This is a genomic window from Algibacter miyuki, from assembly GCF_030409805.1.
In the GTDB taxonomy this organism is placed as follows: domain Bacteria; phylum Bacteroidota; class Bacteroidia; order Flavobacteriales; family Flavobacteriaceae; genus Algibacter; species Algibacter miyuki.
The window spans coordinates 88,260-106,866 of sequence record NZ_JAUFQP010000001.1 but is presented as its reverse complement, the minus strand read 5'-3'; the positions used below and the strand labels follow the sequence as shown (position 1 = coordinate 106,866).

The 18,607-nt window shown below is 32.1% G+C and carries 11 protein-coding genes; 1 reads left to right on the top strand and 10 read right to left on the bottom strand.

Annotation, left to right across the window (positions count from 1 at the left end):
- Positions 1–3: 3 nt before the first annotated feature.
- The 8 genes from QWY92_RS00320 to QWY92_RS00285 all read right to left on the bottom strand — a co-directional run bounded on the left by QWY92_RS00320 (position 4) and on the right by QWY92_RS00285 (position 14,459).
- Positions 4–2,805 (bottom strand): M16 family metallopeptidase, encoded by a 2,802-nt coding sequence (locus tag QWY92_RS00320; RefSeq protein ID WP_290267685.1) that lies wholly within the window; start codon positions 2,803–2,805, stop codon positions 4–6.
- A gap of 96 nt (positions 2,806–2,901) precedes the next feature.
- Positions 2,902–4,032: a TlpA family protein disulfide reductase gene (locus QWY92_RS00315; protein ID WP_290267683.1), complete on the bottom strand. Its 1,131-nt coding sequence runs from the start codon at positions 4,030–4,032 to the stop codon at positions 2,902–2,904.
- 317 nt (positions 4,033–4,349) lie between these two features.
- Positions 4,350–5,729 carry a TlpA family protein disulfide reductase gene (locus QWY92_RS00310; RefSeq protein WP_290267681.1) on the bottom strand — a complete coding sequence of 460 codons (1,380 nt, stop codon included), beginning with the start codon at positions 5,727–5,729 and terminating at the stop codon, positions 4,350–4,352.
- A gap of 89 nt (positions 5,730–5,818) precedes the next feature.
- Complete coding sequence (locus tag QWY92_RS00305) at positions 5,819–7,198, bottom strand: TlpA family protein disulfide reductase (protein WP_290267679.1); 1,380 nt, start codon at positions 7,196–7,198, stop codon at positions 5,819–5,821.
- 52 nt (positions 7,199–7,250) lie between these two features.
- Positions 7,251–8,159: a hypothetical protein gene (locus QWY92_RS00300; protein WP_290267677.1), complete on the bottom strand. Its 909-nt coding sequence runs from the start codon at positions 8,157–8,159 to the stop codon at positions 7,251–7,253.
- Positions 8,160–8,185: 26 nt separating this feature from the next.
- Positions 8,186–9,718 (bottom strand): RagB/SusD family nutrient uptake outer membrane protein, encoded by a 1,533-nt coding sequence (locus tag QWY92_RS00295; RefSeq protein WP_290267676.1) that lies wholly within the window; start codon positions 9,716–9,718, stop codon positions 8,186–8,188.
- A 2-nt stretch (positions 9,719–9,720) separates the two neighbouring features.
- Positions 9,721–13,176 (bottom strand): SusC/RagA family TonB-linked outer membrane protein, encoded by a 3,456-nt coding sequence (locus tag QWY92_RS00290; RefSeq protein ID WP_290267674.1) that lies wholly within the window; start codon positions 13,174–13,176, stop codon positions 9,721–9,723.
- 152 nt (positions 13,177–13,328) lie between these two features.
- Positions 13,329–14,459 (bottom strand): FecR family protein, encoded by a 1,131-nt coding sequence (locus tag QWY92_RS00285; RefSeq protein ID WP_290267672.1) that lies wholly within the window; start codon positions 14,457–14,459, stop codon positions 13,329–13,331.
- A gap of 386 nt (positions 14,460–14,845) precedes the next feature.
- Here QWY92_RS00285 and QWY92_RS00280 point away from each other — a divergent pair, with 386 nt between their 5' ends.
- Complete coding sequence (locus QWY92_RS00280) at positions 14,846–15,415, top strand: RNA polymerase sigma factor (protein ID WP_290267670.1); 570 nt, start codon at positions 14,846–14,848, stop codon at positions 15,413–15,415.
- Positions 15,416–15,786: 371 nt separating this feature from the next.
- Here the strand turns inward: QWY92_RS00280 and QWY92_RS00275 are convergent, their stop codons facing one another.
- Both QWY92_RS00275 and QWY92_RS00270 read right to left on the bottom strand, forming a co-directional pair.
- Positions 15,787–17,172: a TlpA family protein disulfide reductase gene (locus tag QWY92_RS00275; RefSeq protein WP_290267668.1), complete on the bottom strand. Its 1,386-nt coding sequence runs from the start codon at positions 17,170–17,172 to the stop codon at positions 15,787–15,789.
- 16 nt (positions 17,173–17,188) lie between these two features.
- Positions 17,189–18,592: a RagB/SusD family nutrient uptake outer membrane protein gene (locus QWY92_RS00270; protein WP_290267666.1), complete on the bottom strand. Its 1,404-nt coding sequence runs from the start codon at positions 18,590–18,592 to the stop codon at positions 17,189–17,191.
- Positions 18,593–18,607: the final 15 nt, after the last annotated feature.

The window sequence follows — 18,607 nt, the reverse complement described above, 5'->3', positions numbered from 1 at the left end:
GTTTTAGTCTAATGCCTTAATAATAACTTCGGCTTTATCTCCTCCATCAATTAATTTTTTAGCCATCTCTACAATATCGTTGACAGAAATACTTTTAACGAGATCTTCAAAGTTTGCAGGATCGTTCATATCGTAGCCTTCACGGTAAAAATTAGTCAATACATTCATATCATATTGATTATAACCTTTTGCTTGTTCCCGTTCTTTTAAAAAGTTAGTGATGGTTTTATCAAAATCAGTCGTATTAATTTCTCCTGCCGCTACTTTAGACAGTTCATCATACACCATACCTATTAATTTATCTGCTTTTTCTGGATTACAATCAAAACGAACTTCTAAACTTCCTTTTTCTTGAGGTCTTTTAGATAAACCTGCCGAAGTGCTCGTACCATAAGTTCCGCCTTCCTGCTCTCTCAATGTTTCCATATATCTAAGCTGAAGTATATCACCAAAAGCCCGCATTACTAAAGCATTTTTAAGTGTATATTCCACATCGTTTTTATAGATAATACTTACGGTAGTTTTTGGGTTTTCCATTTTAAAAAACAAATCTTTTTTAATGGTTTTACTTAACCATTCTGTAGAATTGTCTTTATACATTTCCGTTTGTTTTTTAGTAGGAAGACTAGCAATATAGCTTTCTAATAAAGGCTTTAATTGTTCTTTAGAAACATCGCCAACAATAAAGAATTCAAAATCTGATGCATCTTTAAAGCGCTCCTTATAAACCTCCTGGATGGTTTCAAAAGAAATAGATTCTATATACTCTTTATTAAACAACGGTTTCTTTGGGTTATTGCTGCCGTAAAACGTAACAAGCATGCTGTCTTTTATTTTTTGACTTAAACTATTACTTCTACGAACGAGTTGATTGTTTGAGTTTGCAATAAGCACATCAAAAACCTCTTTATCAAAACGAGGTTTTACAAATTTTAAATGAACCATTTGTAACATGGTGGCAACATCTTTGGTAGATGAAGCTCCGGAAACAGATTCAGTAAGGTTAGAAATTGATGAATTTGCTCTTACCGTTTTACCTGCAAGCACTTTTGAAAGGTCATTTCTAGAATAATCTCCTAAACCAGACCCGGTAACTAAACTATTCATATGGCTAGCAGAAGCTAAATCGGCATCATCAATTAATGACAAACCGCCATAACTAATTGCATTTAACGTAACATCATTCTTAGGGTTATTTGCAAACTTATAATGCACTTTAATACCATTACTCAATACAAACGTGGTAGAACCTGTAGCTTTGTTTTCTTCTTCAGAAACTATTTTACCTTTGTTTATTTTCATATCGCCCAACAACGTTTTTCCACTAAACGCATCTTCATAAGCGGTAAGTGTTTTGTCATTTTCTGCTGCCGAGATAATTTGTAAAGCTTCTTCTTCTGTAATATTTTCTTCTCCCTTTACAGCTGTTGCTGTAACGAATCTGTTTTTAGTAGTATAAAGTGATTTGAGTTTTAAATGTGCTTCTTCTAAAGTTAACGTATTAAAAATTTGTTTCGCAATATCGTACTCTTTTTCAATATCTCGCATTCTCGCATTTTCCAGATAGTTCTTTTGAATCATACCTTCAATAGTTCTGTGAGATGTGTTTTCAATTTTTACAATTTGATTCTCATAGGAGTTTATATATCGCGTAATAGCTCTATCCATCTCACCTTGTGTAAACCCAAATTTTACAGCACGGTTTACTTCTTTTAAAACCATCTCAAAAGCCGCTTGTTGCTGATTTACTTTTGGTGATATTAATAATTTAAAGGTATTTGTACTTCTAGAAATATCGCTGAAGCTTAGTGAAGCTCTCAATAAAGGCGAATCTTGATGATCATTCAATTCTCCTAATCGAATGGCAAGCATGGTTACAGTAATACTTCTTAATAAATCCGATTTTAAATCGGCAACAGTTTTCTTTTTAAGGTTTTTAGCGTGTCTTATTCCGAAGTCTATTGACGTCGATTTCACCTCAACATCCATAGCTGAACTAAACATTAATTCATCATTTTCTGGAATAGTGATAACAAAGCGTTCTCTTGGATTTTCAACAGCTGGAATTGGAGAAAATAACGTTTTTACTTTTGCCTCTATATCTTCTACATTAACATCACCAATAATGGCGATAGCCTGTAAATCGGTTCGGTACCAATCATGATAAAAATCTCTTAAAGCCTTGTATTTAAAATTATCTACAACATCCATTTTCCCTATAGGCATACGCTTTGTATAAATACTGTTGTTAAACAATACAGGCATCTTTTGCTCATAAACTCTCATAAAACCATTTTGGCGTGTTCTCCACTCTTCCTTAATCACACCACGCTCTAAATCAATCTCTTCCTCTTTTAAAGACAAAAAGTTAGCCCAATCGTGAAGTACTAATAAACAGGTATCAATAAGATCTGGAGTAGCCGGAATGTTATTCATATTATACACCGTTTCTTCAAACATGGTATACGCGTTGATATCTCGACCAAAACTGGCGCCGTGTTTTTCTAGCTTATCTGTTATGCCTTTATCCGGAAAATTTTTAGTCCCATTAAAAGCCATATGCTCTAAAAAGTGAGCTAAACCCTGTTGATCTTCATTCTCTAATACAGAGCCTACATTTTGAATAATATAATAACTCGCCGCATCTTTTACAACGTCGGTATTGTAAATATAATAGGTAAGCCCGTTAGGCAAAACACCTTTTTTAACACGTGTATTTTCGGGTAATGGATCGTTAAAATTAATATTTTGCGCCAATAAACTGATGCTAAATAAAAAAGCAAATAGGATGGTTATTTTTCTCATTATGTTTTTAGTGTTTTTATTAAAAACGACTCTATAATATGATATCAAATTCTAATTTAAAATCTTAGCAGAATAGTGATTAGGTGTTTCTTTTAATTAATTTAAAGCCAATAATTCTTTTATTTTGGCTTCCAGTTCTTCTCCTTTAAGATTTCGTCCGGCCACTACTCCATTTTTATCAATTAAGATGGTGGCTGGTATCATGGTTACTGAAAACACTTTTGCAGATGGACATCTAAATTCCTTTAGAGAAGACGCCTGATCCCAAGTGATGTATTCGTTTTTCTTTAAAAATTCACGCCATTTAGTATCATCTTTATCATAAGATATCCCTAAAACTTCCAAACCTTTCGGGTGAAATTTCTCATAGACTTCGCCTATATGCGGCATGGCTTCAATACAAGGCCCACACCACGTTGCCCAACAATCGATTAGTAAAACTTTACCTCTATATTGGTACAAACTAGTTACCGATCCATCTAAAGCAGGAATTGAAAAATCGTCAGGAGTACCTCCTACAAAAGATCTTTTAATTTCTTCTACTTCCTTTTTAAACACCGTTGCTTCTTTTGAAGCTTTAATATTGTCGGATAAATTATTAAATGCTTCTTCAACCGACGGAAGCGGATCAAACCTTAGCATGTAATTTTTTATATAGAAGTAAGTTCCATAACTATTCGAGTAATTAGATAAAGTATCTATAACTTCTTCCACAAAAGCTTCGTCTAATTCTTGACGTGCTTTTGCTAACTCATCATCACTAAGTTCTTTTTGTTTATTGGCAACAATCAATCTATTTGTGGCATTACCCCATACCGTTCTTCTATCCTTATAATTACGCTTAAGCTTGGCATATACAGCATCTTCTTTACTTCTATCAAACTCGAACTTAAACGGTTTATTAAATTTTGTTATCGAATCTTGCCAAATATTTACATTGACTATAGTATCTTCAATAATAAAATCTTCTTTATATTTTGTGCCTACAATTGATAATCTAGCCTCTTTTATTTCGCCAAATGCAGGGCCATTAAAAGAGAAATTCCCATGGCTATCCACACGTGCCGTATCAATAGTTTTAACAATTCTTAAATTAGAAAGTTCTTCTAATAGTAATTGCTCTCCTATTCCTTTTTCAAAAACCCCATTGATAACATAACGTGGAGGCTCTTGTTGATTACAAGACAGGAATAATGACACGAATAAAAGTGCAAGTATATTTTTCATATTATTAATTAATTTATTGAAAACAGCTTCTGATTTTTCGCTTTAAGTTCTTAACTTATAGGCATATTTACCAGGAACTACATCTTTTTCAGCTATTATATTTAGTTTATTTTTTTACTTTGATTGCTTAGGGCGATACTTTAATAAAAAGAGGGTAAATAATCACAATCAAGATATTCTTTTAAAAAAATATCTTGATATTAATTTGTGACTATCAAAATGGTATTTGAAGAATTCCGAGCTAACTGCCGTAATAATGGCTTACATTTTATTAACGAATTTATAAGGACATCAATACGTTTTAGACTTAATCGGATCTATATATTTAACTCGTTAAAAAGGTTTATTAACTCAGGATCTGAAGGTTTTGGTGCATTTGGTGAAACGATTACACCGTTTGGGTCAAGAACTATAAAACGAGGAATTGATCTAATATTATAGTCTAATACAAATTGTGAATCAAAGGCCTTATCTGCTAATATTTGAATACCACCAAGCTTTTTATCTACAACCATATCTTTCCATTTATCATGATCTTTAGCTTGATCTATTGAAATACTTAGGAAGGTTATATTTTTACCATGATAATCTTTTTCAATACGTTGTAAATCTGGCAATTCTGCTAAACACGGTCCACACCAAGTTGCCCAAACATCGATATAGATATATTTTCCTTTAAGCTCATCCAGTGATAATGTACCTCCAGAATGCTTTTCATAATCTATAAATTTAGGCGATGGTTGCCCCTTATTTACACGCATTAAGTCGTTGTAAATTTTAGTGATTTTAGCATTGTTTTCTTCATTAGTGGAAGCGCTCATAAAGATTTTGTGAAATTCTTCAAAATCTACGGTTTGATATAAATCATATTCTGCTTTGCTAAAAATAAGTTCGTTTCTAATTATTTCATTAGGAACTGTAGCATAAATAGTTATTGCTCTTAAACCGTATTCAAGAGAATCTTCTCTATGCAAAACATTTATTTGCTTCGTGTAGTGACGGTTAACCATTTCTTTATAAGCACTAGAAAAAAAGAAATCAACATCATTATCCAAATCCACACCTTCTAACTCGGCCAAAAATTCTTCCGATGGTCTATATCCTTTTTTTTGTGCCCATTGTCTGTGGTAACCACCAGCATAACGTTCTAATTCATTTAAATATTCGTAATTAAGATTACGCTTTTCCAAAGTTTTAAAAGCAGGCGTTATACCTTGCGTAGTATCTAACCTTGCGTTTAAAGCGTTCTCTATTTCTTTAAATTTAACTTTAAAATCAGGTTCTTCTAATTTATAAACCGCTCTATCTTTTGTTTTTAAAGCAGCCTCCTTTTTATTTTTGTATAGAATATAATTTGTAGTTTCTGCACCTTTACCAGAAATATCAAGAGAGCTATTAAAGGCTTTGGCATCTGCGGTAAGGTTAATAACATTCCCGTTATCTAAATAGATATTAGTTCTGTTTTTTCCAACAACAAGTTCGTAAAGACCAGAACCTGCCTTAATGGTATCGGTAAAAACACCATTTGATTCAATAGTAATTTCTTTTTTAAAAGATTGATCTGATTTTACTAAAGTAACTTCTTTGGCTTCAAGATTGTCTATTTTCCCGGTAACTAAGGCATAATCTACTGGAGCGTTATTTGAACACGCTATAAGACTTAAGGCTAGTCCGAAACTAAAAACTGTTTTTTTCATTTTATGGATGGTTATTTTTTGTTTATTACTAATGACGATTTTATTATGGAATACATGTGATTAAAAAAAGTAAATCGAATTAATATTTTTTAAATATTTAACGTATTAAATAATTCTATTAATTCTGGACTTGAAGGGCGTGGAGCATCTTTATCAACTACGGCGCCTTGTGGATCTATTAAGATAAAACGTGGAATGGTTGACACAAAATAATCTCGAATAAATTCAGCCGTTGGACCTTTATCAGTAATGACTTGAATGCCTCCTAATTCTTTATCAACAATCATTTGTTTCCATTTTTCAACATCTTTTGGCACATCAATAGATACGCTCAAAAAATTAATGTTTTTACCGTGATATGTTTTTTCTAACTTTTTTAAGTACGGTACTTCTGCTAAGCAAGGTGCACACCAAGTAGCCCAAATATCGATATAGGTATATTTTCCTTTAAGCTCGTCTAAAGATAATGTGCCACCAGCATGGTTTTGGTAATTCACAAATTTTGGTGATGGTTTGCCTTTATTTAGCCCTATTAACTTGTTGTAAGTTGCTGTAAGCTTCGCATTGTTTTCTTCGTTAGTAGAAGCATTCATAAAGGTTTTATAGTAATCCTCTACGTTTTCTATTTTAGTTATTCCATATTCAGCTCCAGAAAATATAAGCGCATTCTTAATGCTTTCATTCGGAATAGCTGCATGCACTTTAACCTTGGCATACATAAACTCAATAGAATCTTTTTTAGCTAGCGCACTAATTTCTTTAACATAATAACCGGTAACTAGTTGTTTATATGCATTTGAAAGTTCAAAATCTTTTTCATTATTAATATCTAAATCATCTAATTCTGATAAAAAATCTTCTGAAGGTTTATAATCATTATTTTTTGTCCAATAACGATGCTTTCCACTTGCATATTGAGACAATTGTAATAAATAAGTGTAATTAATATTCCTTTTTTCTAATGCTTTAAATTCAGGATCGATCCCTTTTGTAGTATCTATTACAGTATTTAGTATCGTACTTATATCATTGAGTTTCTTTTTAAATTCAGCTTCTTCCAACGTGTAAAACGATTTATTATCGCCACGTAATTCCGCTGTCTTTTTATTTTTAAATGTGATATAATTTGTGGTTTCAGCACCTTTACCCGAAAACGCTAATGAACCATTGAAATCTTTAGCATCGGCTGAAAGATTAATAACATTCTCGTTTTCTAAATAGACATTAACTCTGTGTTTACCTACTGTAAGTTGATAAACTCCAGAACTCGCCTGAATGGTATCAGAAAAAGCACCATTTGATTCAATCGTAATTTCCTTTTTAAAGGATTGATCGGCTTTTTCTAAAGTGATTACCTTAGCTTCTAGATTTTCAATTTTACCCGAAAACAAAGCGTATTCTACTGGAGTTACTTTTGAACAAGCCATAAGACTCAAGAGCAGTACGACACTAAATATTGTTTTTTTCATTTAATTAAGTATTGTAATAAGATGTATTAATATGGTAATAGTGTTCATCAATTTAGATGCCTACCGACTGCCATTGGATTGAAAGTGCTTCTAAATCCATGTTTAAATCAGTCATCATAGATTCAACTACAATATCGTATTTAGCCTTAATAAGAGGTTTTGTGTCTAACCAAACATCGCGTTCTGCTTTTGGTCTAGAAATGATCCATACTACATAAGATTCCCAATCTTCATGAGGTTTAAGTGAAATAGATTGCGGCCCCCATGGATGCACAAATCCAGCATCTGTAGCTCCTTCTTCATCATATTCTGTTGCTGATGTGTAAAATGGAACACTATGAAAAGTATATTGCCTATAAATATCTCCAGAAATACTGCTAAATTCTTCTGGAATATCATAAGTATAATCAATATATGCATAAAAGTAAGCAAAAAGTAGCATCTCTTTGGTTAATGATAAATCGAATTCAAAAGTATTATTTACACTAGAAAGTATTTGTGTACCCTGTGTATTGTAATACAGAATATCTCTACTATAACCATAGGTATTAAGTTGCTCAGCAGTACTAGACGAAAACCCATTACCAACTAGCATCCATCTTCTAGCTAGCTGAAGTTCTCTATAATCACTAAATAGGTCGAACATTTCATCAATTAACTTTAAGAAAACGACAGCCCGTTCTTCTTCTGCTGCTATTATGCCATCTCCAAATCTTGATGCCAAAGATATTGCTCCATACTCTGTTTGAAGCGCCTCTTCGCCTTCAAGATCATAATACATGTGTAATTCATGTTCTTCTAGCAAACCAAAAGCGAGTTGACTAGCTTCCGTGGTTCCTTCCTCAATAAGTGGAAACGGATCTTTGCCGTTGAAATCAGAAATTATAACTTCTTCGCTTTCACATGCTGTAAACAAAGAAATCAGTACTGATAGTGATATTAATTTTATTATAAATTTCATAATTTTTTGTTTTAAGTTTTAATTGATTACCTAGGTGCTCTAGTTATAGCAGAATTTGCCTCAAGTTCTTTTTCTGGAATCTGTAATACATACCTAGGGTCATCTTCTAATAAAATCCCCTCAACAGTAATATCACCTTCATAACCAATTCTAGTCATTCCTGGTCGGGTGGTACGTTTTAAATCAAAGAAACGATGCCCTTCAAAACAAAGTTCTCTTCTTCGTTCTTCAAGAATATAATCAATAAGAGTTTCTTGAGTAAAACTTCCAACAGCTAAATCTGTATAAAAAGAAGGTTCAATTTTTTTAACTCTAATGGCATTAAGATCGTTTATAGCTAATTGTAAATCTCCGTTTTTGGCATAAGCTTCTGCTCTATTCAATAATACCTCTTCTACTCTAAGTACTCGACTATATCCATCAAAGGTAGTAGGTTGATAACGTCCAAAAAAGCTCGTGGTTGATCTGTTTTTTAATGTAGCCAATTTTTGATAAGCTACACCGCTTACAACTCTATCTAGTATACCTAAAAAATAGTATTTTCTTATATCACCTTCATCATACAAATCTTCTAACTCTGTATTCACAGAGAACGTTGTGTAGGTAGGATAATAGTTTACCAATGGTATATTTTCTGTAACACCATTGACAAAAAAGATATTGCTATTATCGGCATCTAAATAATCTGGACCAGCTCTTAATGAAAAAAATTCACTGTATTCATCCTCATTAAATATATCTGTTAAACCAGTTATATCATTAACTGTATTGTTAACATCCAAAACATTACTAGCAGCTTCAATTGTTTTATCCCACTCCTGCATATACAAGGCTACTCTAGATTGTAAAGCCCCTGCACTTTGTGCATTGAACTGAATTTTAGAGGTTTTTTCAATAGTGTTAGCTTCCATTAAGCTCACTGCATTGTCTAAATCTGATGCCATTAAATTATATACTTCTTCTACTGTAGATCGAGGGTATCCTTGATCTTCAGCCCCCGTAGAGAAATTAATAGGGACTCCAAAATCTGAACTTGCAGTAGCTGGGTCATAATGCTGTCCATATAAGTTAACCAAATAGAAATATGAAAAAGCCCTTAAAGCATAGGCTTCTCCCTTTAAATTATCTTTATAACCTTGCATGTCATCACCAAGAATAACAGATTCTGCATCGTCTATTCTAGTGATAACCAAATTGGCATAATAAATACTCTGATAAAGTTTTGCAAACGCAACATCACTTCCCAATGATGTCTCGTGTGTAGGTTCAAAAAGGTATGCACTCATGTAAGCATCACCGTTAACGGCATCACGTGCTCTATCTTCCAACTTTAAATCTACATCATCACCAAGAGCTTCAAGATATGGCATGATTCGTTCTTTTGTAATGTATCCATAATTTAAAAGTTCTCTATAGTCAGTAACCGTTGTAGGATTTAACTTATTTTGAGGAACTTCTTCAAGGTAGCTTTCGCATGATAGCTCACCAAAAATAAGTAGGACTACCAAAATTATTTGAAATATTTTATATCTATTTTTCATGTTATTTTCAATTTTCATTATTAAAGATTTAAACTAACACCAAATGTGAATGTTTTTGGTAATGGTAGAGAACTTCCCCAAAAAGACGTATTGAAATTAGCCGTTTCTGGATCCATACCATTTAAGCGTTTGTCTGCTAGTACGAATAGATTGTCTGCTTGAAACTTAAGAACAAGGTTAGAAATGCCTGCTTTTTCAATAAAAGTTTTAGGGAAGCTATATTGAAATAACACATTTCTTAGTCTTAAATAATTACCATTAATAGTTTGAGCATCACTACTGTTAAATAAATCACTTTCGTAAAGCATATAATAACCATTGCCCAACCAAGGGATATCTGCTGTGTTTTCATCACCTGGTTGTCTCCATCTATTAGAAACACCTCTTCGTAAATTAAAATCATCTTGAATATACTCTGAATCAAAGGCAAGGTTTTGAAGTCTAATTTTATAATCTAGACCAGCAACAAGTAAAAAAGATAGTTGAAAATTTTTGTAATTAAATCTGTTAGTAATACCTATTGTCGAAGTTGGGACTCTAGAACCTTCATACTTAAGAGCATCTGGATTTTGATATATATTGGAAAAAAACTCTGGATCCCCAACACCATATTCATTACCTTCTCCATCAAAAAACAATGCAGCACCTTCATCTGTTAGTCTTGAAAAGCGATATGAATACATGGAATTTAGAGGTTTCCCTTCTACAACTTCTCCTACGGTATAGGTTGATGATATAAGACTTGCTACGCTAGGTTCTATAAAAGACTTTGTAACCTCACTACCTGTAATTGATGCATTTATTCCTAAATTATATTTAAAATTCTCCGATTTAACAATGGTAGCATTTAACCCAATATCTATCCCTTCAGTTGTAATATTGGCAAAGTTGACTGGTTTAGATTGAAAACCTGTTACACTGGATACATTTTTAGAGGCAATCAAATCATTACCGAAATCTTTAAATACATCTAGAGATCCAGATAATCTTCTATTAAAAAAAGAGAAATCAATTCCAAGATTTACAGTTTCTGTGGTTTCCCATTTTAATTCAGGATTGGCAGGTTGAATAATATATTGTTCATTTAAAAAGGTATAACTATTTGGAGCCAAAGCTGAAGATATGATTTGAGGAGAACTGTTCTGTACAATATTACCTCTTAATCCGTAAGATGCTCTAATAGAAAGTGCATCAATAAAATCAGCAGAGTCTAAAAAAGATTCTTGATCAATATGCCATTTACCTGAAACCGACCAAAGTGGCAGGTATCTATAATCTGGATTAGAACCGAAAAGGTTAGAACCATCAAAACGAATATTGGCGTTTATAACATATTTATTCTTAAACATTGAAGAGAATGTTCCAAAATACGACATGAAAGACCTATCACTAAGAGAACGAGACACCGTGTTTCTTTTAATTTCACCTTGCTCTTCAGATTCTTGTGGGTTATAAAAAATCTGACCTCTATCATGTAAATACCCGTAATTTTGAGAAGTAAGCCCATCATAAACCACATTTCTAAACTCTGTTCCCGCTAATAAATCTATAGATAAATCATCTAATAGATTAAACTTTGAGTTTAAAGAGTTTCTGGTTACATAAGAGTTTTGTGTATAATCAGTCTGATTATATACACCTCCAAAAGGTAAGCTTGAATCTTCTATCTGACCTGCAGATCCTGCCCCTAAATTATAACCTCGAATTTTAGACACATAGTTACTTGCTTCTGTAGCATACTGTTGCATTACACTACCAGAGTAGGTATAACTTGTAAGTGCATTATACGTTAACCAATCTGTTATTTTATAATCTAAACTAACAGTTGCTCTAGTTTCATTTTGTTTTGAAGTTTGATTGGTTGTATTTTGTTCATTTAAAAAACTGTATTGGTATTGCCCATCTCTATAAAAAAACAAGCTTCCATCATCATTATATGCAGGTAATGATCTTGATCTAGTATATGCATAATCAAAAGCATTTGTTGTATAATTTTGTTCCCTATCTCTTTTAGAAGCATTTAGAATAATTCCTAAATTAACTTTACTAGAAAGTTCTGTATTCACCTTAGCCATAATATTATAACTCTGATAATCAGTTGTTTTATCTATACCATCCTGGCTTGTGTAACTTAACGAAGTATAATAATTACTTTTATCAGAACCACCAGAAACACTAAAATCAGTAGTATTTGTAACGGCATTACGGAATAATAAATCAAACCAATCTTCATTTAATTCAGACGTGTATCGTATACCAGCAATATAATCTTCCTCGCTAAGTCCGCCACGGGTAAATAAACCATCATAATATGCAACACCTACTACGCCATGAAGCGGAATTTGATCCTCAAGTAATTCAAATGAAAACTGAGCGCGTTCTTGTGAGTTCATTAAGTCAAAATCTTCATAGGTAGGTCTTGGTTGAATTCCTGATGTATGGTTTATAGATATTCTTGGCTTTCCTCTTTTTCCTTTTTTCGTTGTCACCACAATAACACCGTTGGCCGCTCTTGTTCCATAAATAGCTGTAGCCGATGCATCTTTTAATATAGTAAGCGATTCAATATCGTTTGGGTTAACCCCACCTATTGAACTGTTAAATGATTTTAAAAAATCAGGATCATTAAGTTCTGCAGGAGTTGCAGGAACCCCACTTTCTAGTACAACACCATCAACCACCCAAATAGGTTCTGCATTACCACTAAGGGTAGCCGTTCCTCTAATTCTGATTCTTGCCGCGGTTCCTGGCTCTGCACTACTATTAACAACACTTACACCTGCAATTTGCCCTTGTATCATGTTTTCAATACTGGAACTACCCACAACATCAATTTCGCTAGTTTTAATTACGGTTACAGCACTACTTGTTTCGCGTTTATCTTTGGTTTGATAACCATTAATAACAACTTCATTTAATGCCGAAATGTCTTCTATTAAAATAACATTAACAACACTAAGCCCATTAACAGCAACTTCCTGAGTAACAAAACCCATAGAACTAAAAATTAATGTTGTGTTTTCCGAAGCTTTTATTTTATAAGCCCCATCAAAATTAGTAAAAGTACCCACATTTTTGTTTTTCACTTTTACTGTAGCACCTGCCAATGGCACACCTTGCTCATCGGTAACAAGACCAGAAACAATAATGTCTTGTTGTTTTTCAACTACTGGTTGTTTAATAATAATTGTGTGTTCTTCCGATATCACAAAACTAAGATTGTTTGAAGTTACACAGTCTTCTAAAAGTTTAGATACCTTAACTTTTCCTTTTTTCAAATGAACTTCTGATATGGATTCAAAGCAATCATCTGAATAAATAAAATTGTAATCCGTTTGGTCGCTTATCATTTTAAAAACCTCATCAACAGATACTGTTTTATCGGTCTCTATAATAATTTTCGCGCTTTGAGAGATCGAGTTATTTGGTGAGAGACCAAATACTGTTAAGCAAAAAGTAAAGAGAAATGTTCGCATGATAATTTTTAAGAACCGCTTACCAAAAATGAGACGGGCGTTTGTTTGATTAATTTTCATAAATTTACATAAATTGGTTAGTTAATTAATTGTTTTTAAACTTATAAGAGAAGAATATTCTTAGTTAGTGTTCCTATTCTTTCCCCTATTTTTTATTTCAGAAAAACTGAATTTCCTTTCATTTCATAAGATTTAATTTTATTGGTATCCTGAATAAGTTTCAGGATATTTTCCAAGTTTTGACTTTTCTTTAATTCTCCATTAAATTTTTGTTCGGCAATGGTATCATTTAAAAATTCGAAATCAACGTTATACCAACGCCCTAATACTGTAGCAATGTCTTTTAGTGATTTTTTCTGAAAAACAAATTCGCCATGTATCCATGCTATTTCGATTTTAACATCGACGTCCTGAATACTCAAATTTTCATTTTTCAAACTAAAAACAGATTGCTTATTAGGTACTAATAATTTAGCATCCAATTTTGTATTTACAGAAACTTTCCCCTCTACAAGTGTGGTATAAATATGAGGTTCTTCTTTGTAGGCCTTAACATTGAATTTTGTTCCTAAAACCTCAATGGTTTGATTTTCATTTATAACACGAAATTTCGCTCCACCATGTTCTGTGCTTGGCGATACTTCAAAATAAGCTTCACCATAAACCAACTCAACATCTCTTGGTTGTCCTTCTATAAAATTTACTGGATATTTTAATTGAGACTCTGAATTTACCCAAACTTCCGTATCATCGGATAAAACAATATGGTACTGCCCGCCTCTTGGAATGGTTAAATAATTATACTCAACCGTATTTGTTTTGTTTTCAGAAGGTGTATATATTATTTCTTTACCTGTGCTCGTTATCAATTTATCTTGATAATTTGTTACACTATCTAAAAGAAGTTCTGTGCCATTAGCAAGCGTTAATATCGCTTTATCTGTACCCGGATTAATAGATACATTATTATTTTCAACTGGAGTATTTTTTGATAAGAAGAAAAAACTTGAAGAAACTAAAACCAAAACAGCCGCAGCATATTTGAAGAATTTCTTTCTATAAATTGGGATAACTTTCTGTTTGCTATTATTAATAGCTTCCTTTACATTTCTATATGCTTTATCTACATCATTTTTATATAAAGCCATTTTAACATCATGATAATCTAAAACATACCTTTTAAACTCCTTTTGGTTATCACGATCTTTAAGCCACTCGTTAAGCAAATTTTGCTCGTCTTCTGTAATTGTATTAACTATATACTTGGTTATTATCTTTTTCAAATTATTCACCTATTTAGAGGTTTACATGTATTATTACTTACGAAAACTAAAAAACCCCTAAAAAAAATTACACTTTTTACTAAATCACTAAGATTTATTTAATAAAAACACCACTTTTAACATCCTTTAAAGCTTCAATTAGAATAAATTGACACTCCCCCTTCTTCTTTTATAATACTTTTCTCATACTTAACTTTTTTAAAAAATAATTTTAGAATTTCGAAATACTTTCAATCTATAATACGATTATCATAATTACAAGATATTTTTCAGCTTTACATTAGCAAATTATTGCATATTTAATCTTTTGTTTATACTATTGTTTATTAATACCACAAAACCCCTAAGAATATTCATGCCTATTTAATTAGAGTTAAAATTAATATATGAATGAACTAGAAGCCACTATAGCCTTAAAGAATGGTGATGAAGACGCCTTTAGAAATCTATTCGATTTATATTACGACAGGTTAGTAGCTTATATTGCGACCTACACCCATGATAAAATGAGCTCTGAAGACATTGTACAACAGGCTTTTATTGATTTATGGAATGCTAAAGAGAAATTACAAGATTGCAAATCTCCTAAGAGCTACCTATATACTATTGCTTACAACAGATTTATCGATAGTATTAACACCGATAAACGACGTAATAATTTATTAGATGTTGTTTATGAAAATGCTTTGAGAGATAGAATAGATGACGATATTGAGATACTAGAAAAACGTGTTGAAAAAATGAATCAAATTATTCAAACGCTTCCTCCAAAATGTAGAAAGACTCTCGAAATGAATAAAATTAACGGACTCAAATATCATGAAATAGCCGAAATTATGGGAGTTTCAGTAAAAACCGTAGAATCACAAATGAGTGTCGCTTTTAAAAAAATACGCAAGGGTTTTGAAAAAGAGAACTTATACCTCTTACTAGTAAATTTCTTGAAAAAACATTAGGGTAATTAGGCCAGTTTCATCCTTAAGGCCCCCTAATACGACATAAGCTACTGTTCAAACATATTTATTTGTCTTCAGAAGCAAAAAAACATGTTACACAATTGATATAGTGGCGTTACTTTATTTGCTTTTTGAATTCTCTAATTTTAAAATTAATATACAAATATCTTAACCATAAAGAATCCCTTGCAAAATCCTATCTCGCAACACTTTACTTTCTTAAAAGACTATACAAAACTATAAACCAATTCCATTTACATGCTTCTTCTCATTTTTAAATAACAAATTTAAACGAGGGTTTTAAGCCAACCCCCGTTTAAACTTAGCATTTACCTAATCAATAAGTAGTCTCAAATAATCTAATTTAAACTTTAAATGTTTAGTTCGTTAAACAACTTAATTAAATTTTGACTTGAAGGTCTAGGAGCATTCGAATCTACAATGTTACCTTCTGGATCTATTAAAATGAAACGAGGAAGACCATCGGCTTGATAAGCAGCAACAAATTCACTTTCCCTATTATTATCTGCTAATAGTTGAACACCAACAAACTCTTCATCTGTCACCATTTTTCTCCATTTATTGTGTGCATTTTCTTTATCAATAGAAATACTTACAAACTGAATATTTTTTCCATGATATTGTTTTTCTACCTTTTTAAGATATGGGACTTGTTTTAAACACGGCGCACACCAAGTAGCCCAAATATCAATATAAACGTATTTCCCTTTAAAATCACCTAAAGAACTTGTTCCTCCTCCATGATTAACATAATCTGTAAAAACAGGAGAAGGTTCCCCTGTACTGAGTTTTTTAAGAGATTTATACCTTTCTGTAATGCTTTTATTGTTATTGGTAGAAGTAGAAACAGCCATAAATGTTTTATAATATTCATCTATTTTATCTGTATATTCTATATCGGCATTAGCAACTGACAACAGTAAACTATTCTTAATAAAATCGTTAGGTATTGTTTCAAAAACTTTTAACTTGGCTAAATACCAATCAACACCTTCTTTTTTTGATAGTTCTTTAGCTGCTGTTTTATAATGCTCATCTACAAGACTTTTATAAGACCCGTTACTTTTATATGCTGCTTCATCAGAGAGATTATCTACTTTATCTAATTGAGCTAAAAAATCATCTGAAACTTTAAAATCTGAATTATCTGTATATCTTTTATGTAATCTTTCATACATGGTTAAACTTAGAAGATTGTTGTAATACAATTCTTTACGCTCAATTTCTTCAAATTCTTTTGGCATATTTGGAAAACTATCCAAATAACTAACATAAGTTTTATGAAGTTCTTTTTGTTTTGCAAGAAATGCAGCTTCATCTAAACTATTATATTCAACATAATCACCTCTTAAACGTTTGATTCTATCTACCTTAGAAATTAAATAATTAGATGCTCCAGAGTCAGGGCCTGTTAATTTTACAGTATTTATAAAATTTTTAGCAATAGCTGTCAAATGATATTCCTCCCCATTTGTTAAATAAAGTTCAGCACTATTTCTACCGTCTGTAAAAACGTAACGCCCTGTTCCAAAAGTAATGGTATCAGCAACAAAAGATCCATTATCTGTTAACTTAATTGAAATTTGACTATCAGTATCACTAAATCGTTTAACTAATCTAAAGTCTTTAGTAGCATCTATAATAGTACCTGAAAAAAGGATGTACTCTTTTTTAGGGCTTTCATTACAACCAACTATTAAAAAGGTTGCAAATATTAAAATAAATATGTTTTTCATTTTTATAGTTTATGTGTTAGTCTCTAGGGTTTTGAGCTACCCCTGAAGACAGACTTAATATTTGACTAGGAATTGGTAATACCAAATTATTAGCTCCTGGAGGCATAACATAATCAACACCAACAACTGTATGTATTACTGTTTTAGCAGTACTTGGATCAAGGTTTAAACGTTTTAAATCAAACAATCTCATACCTGTCATAAATAGCTCTCTTCTTCTTTCCTCTAAAGCAAAATTTAAAGCTTCTTCGTTGCTTGAAAAATCACCTAAAGTAAGGTCTGTATATGTTCCGGTAGGAAATCTTTTAACTCTTAAAGCGTTTAAATCTGAAACAACATCTGCAATGTTACCACTTCTAGCATTGCACTCCGCACGTATTAAATACATTTCTGGAACAGATACCGCATGGTTAATATAAAATATTACTGAATTATTTCGATAATGATCACCACATATAACTTCCCAACCTACACCTGGTGTAAATACAGATTCACAATTTCCTAGTAATTCTGTAAAGCGAAGATCTTCAGGATGAAATGAGTTGGCTAAATCTGGACTTAAGTAACCAGATTTATGTCCTGGACTATTATCAAAAACCCTTAATATATACTGCTCAGTTTCATAGGCACCCCCAAAAGGAAAGTTTATATTATAATCTGCAATTTCTCCTTTTTCTAATAGCGCTAAACTGGCATTTTCTAAAGCTTTTTCATAATTATTCATTGATAAATAAAATCTCGCCAACATAGCATACCCAGTACCTTTTGAGGGTCTAAGTCTGTTTTTAGCCACCTCAGGTAGGTATTCTATAGATGCTTCAACATCGTTTATAATAAAATCGTATACTTCTTTAACTGTTGATCGAGACGATACAGCTCCTGTAGGGTTTGCAACTTTAATAAGAGGTACGCCAGGATCTGACGCAGCGGTAGCTTCGGAATATTGTTTAGCAAATGTATTTATCAATAACCAATATTCATAAGCTCTCCCTACTTTTGCTTCTGCTTTTATAATGTTTCTATCTTCTTCTATATAGTTAGTAGCTGTTAAAGCTTCATCTGTTGAATTGATAACTACATTGTAGGTATATATATTTTGATATGGAAGGTTCCAGCTCCCATTACCAACTTCATCTTCAAATAAGTCAGTATCCCAAGAATATAGCTTTAACGCAACATTATTAGGGTTGTCTAAATCACCCAAATCATCTTCTGTAGATTCGAAATCATCTGCAGTAAAAAACAAGGCATTCGCATTTGAGGTCGTATTTAAAATTGAAGTACCACCGTTTAATAGTAAGTCAAATTCCTTTATGCTTACTGGAACTGCAAGCCCCTTAGGCTCTACATCCAGATAGTCATCACAACTTATAAATGTTATGGTTAACAATAGTGTGAATAAAATATTTATTGATTTCATTTTATGTTATTTTAG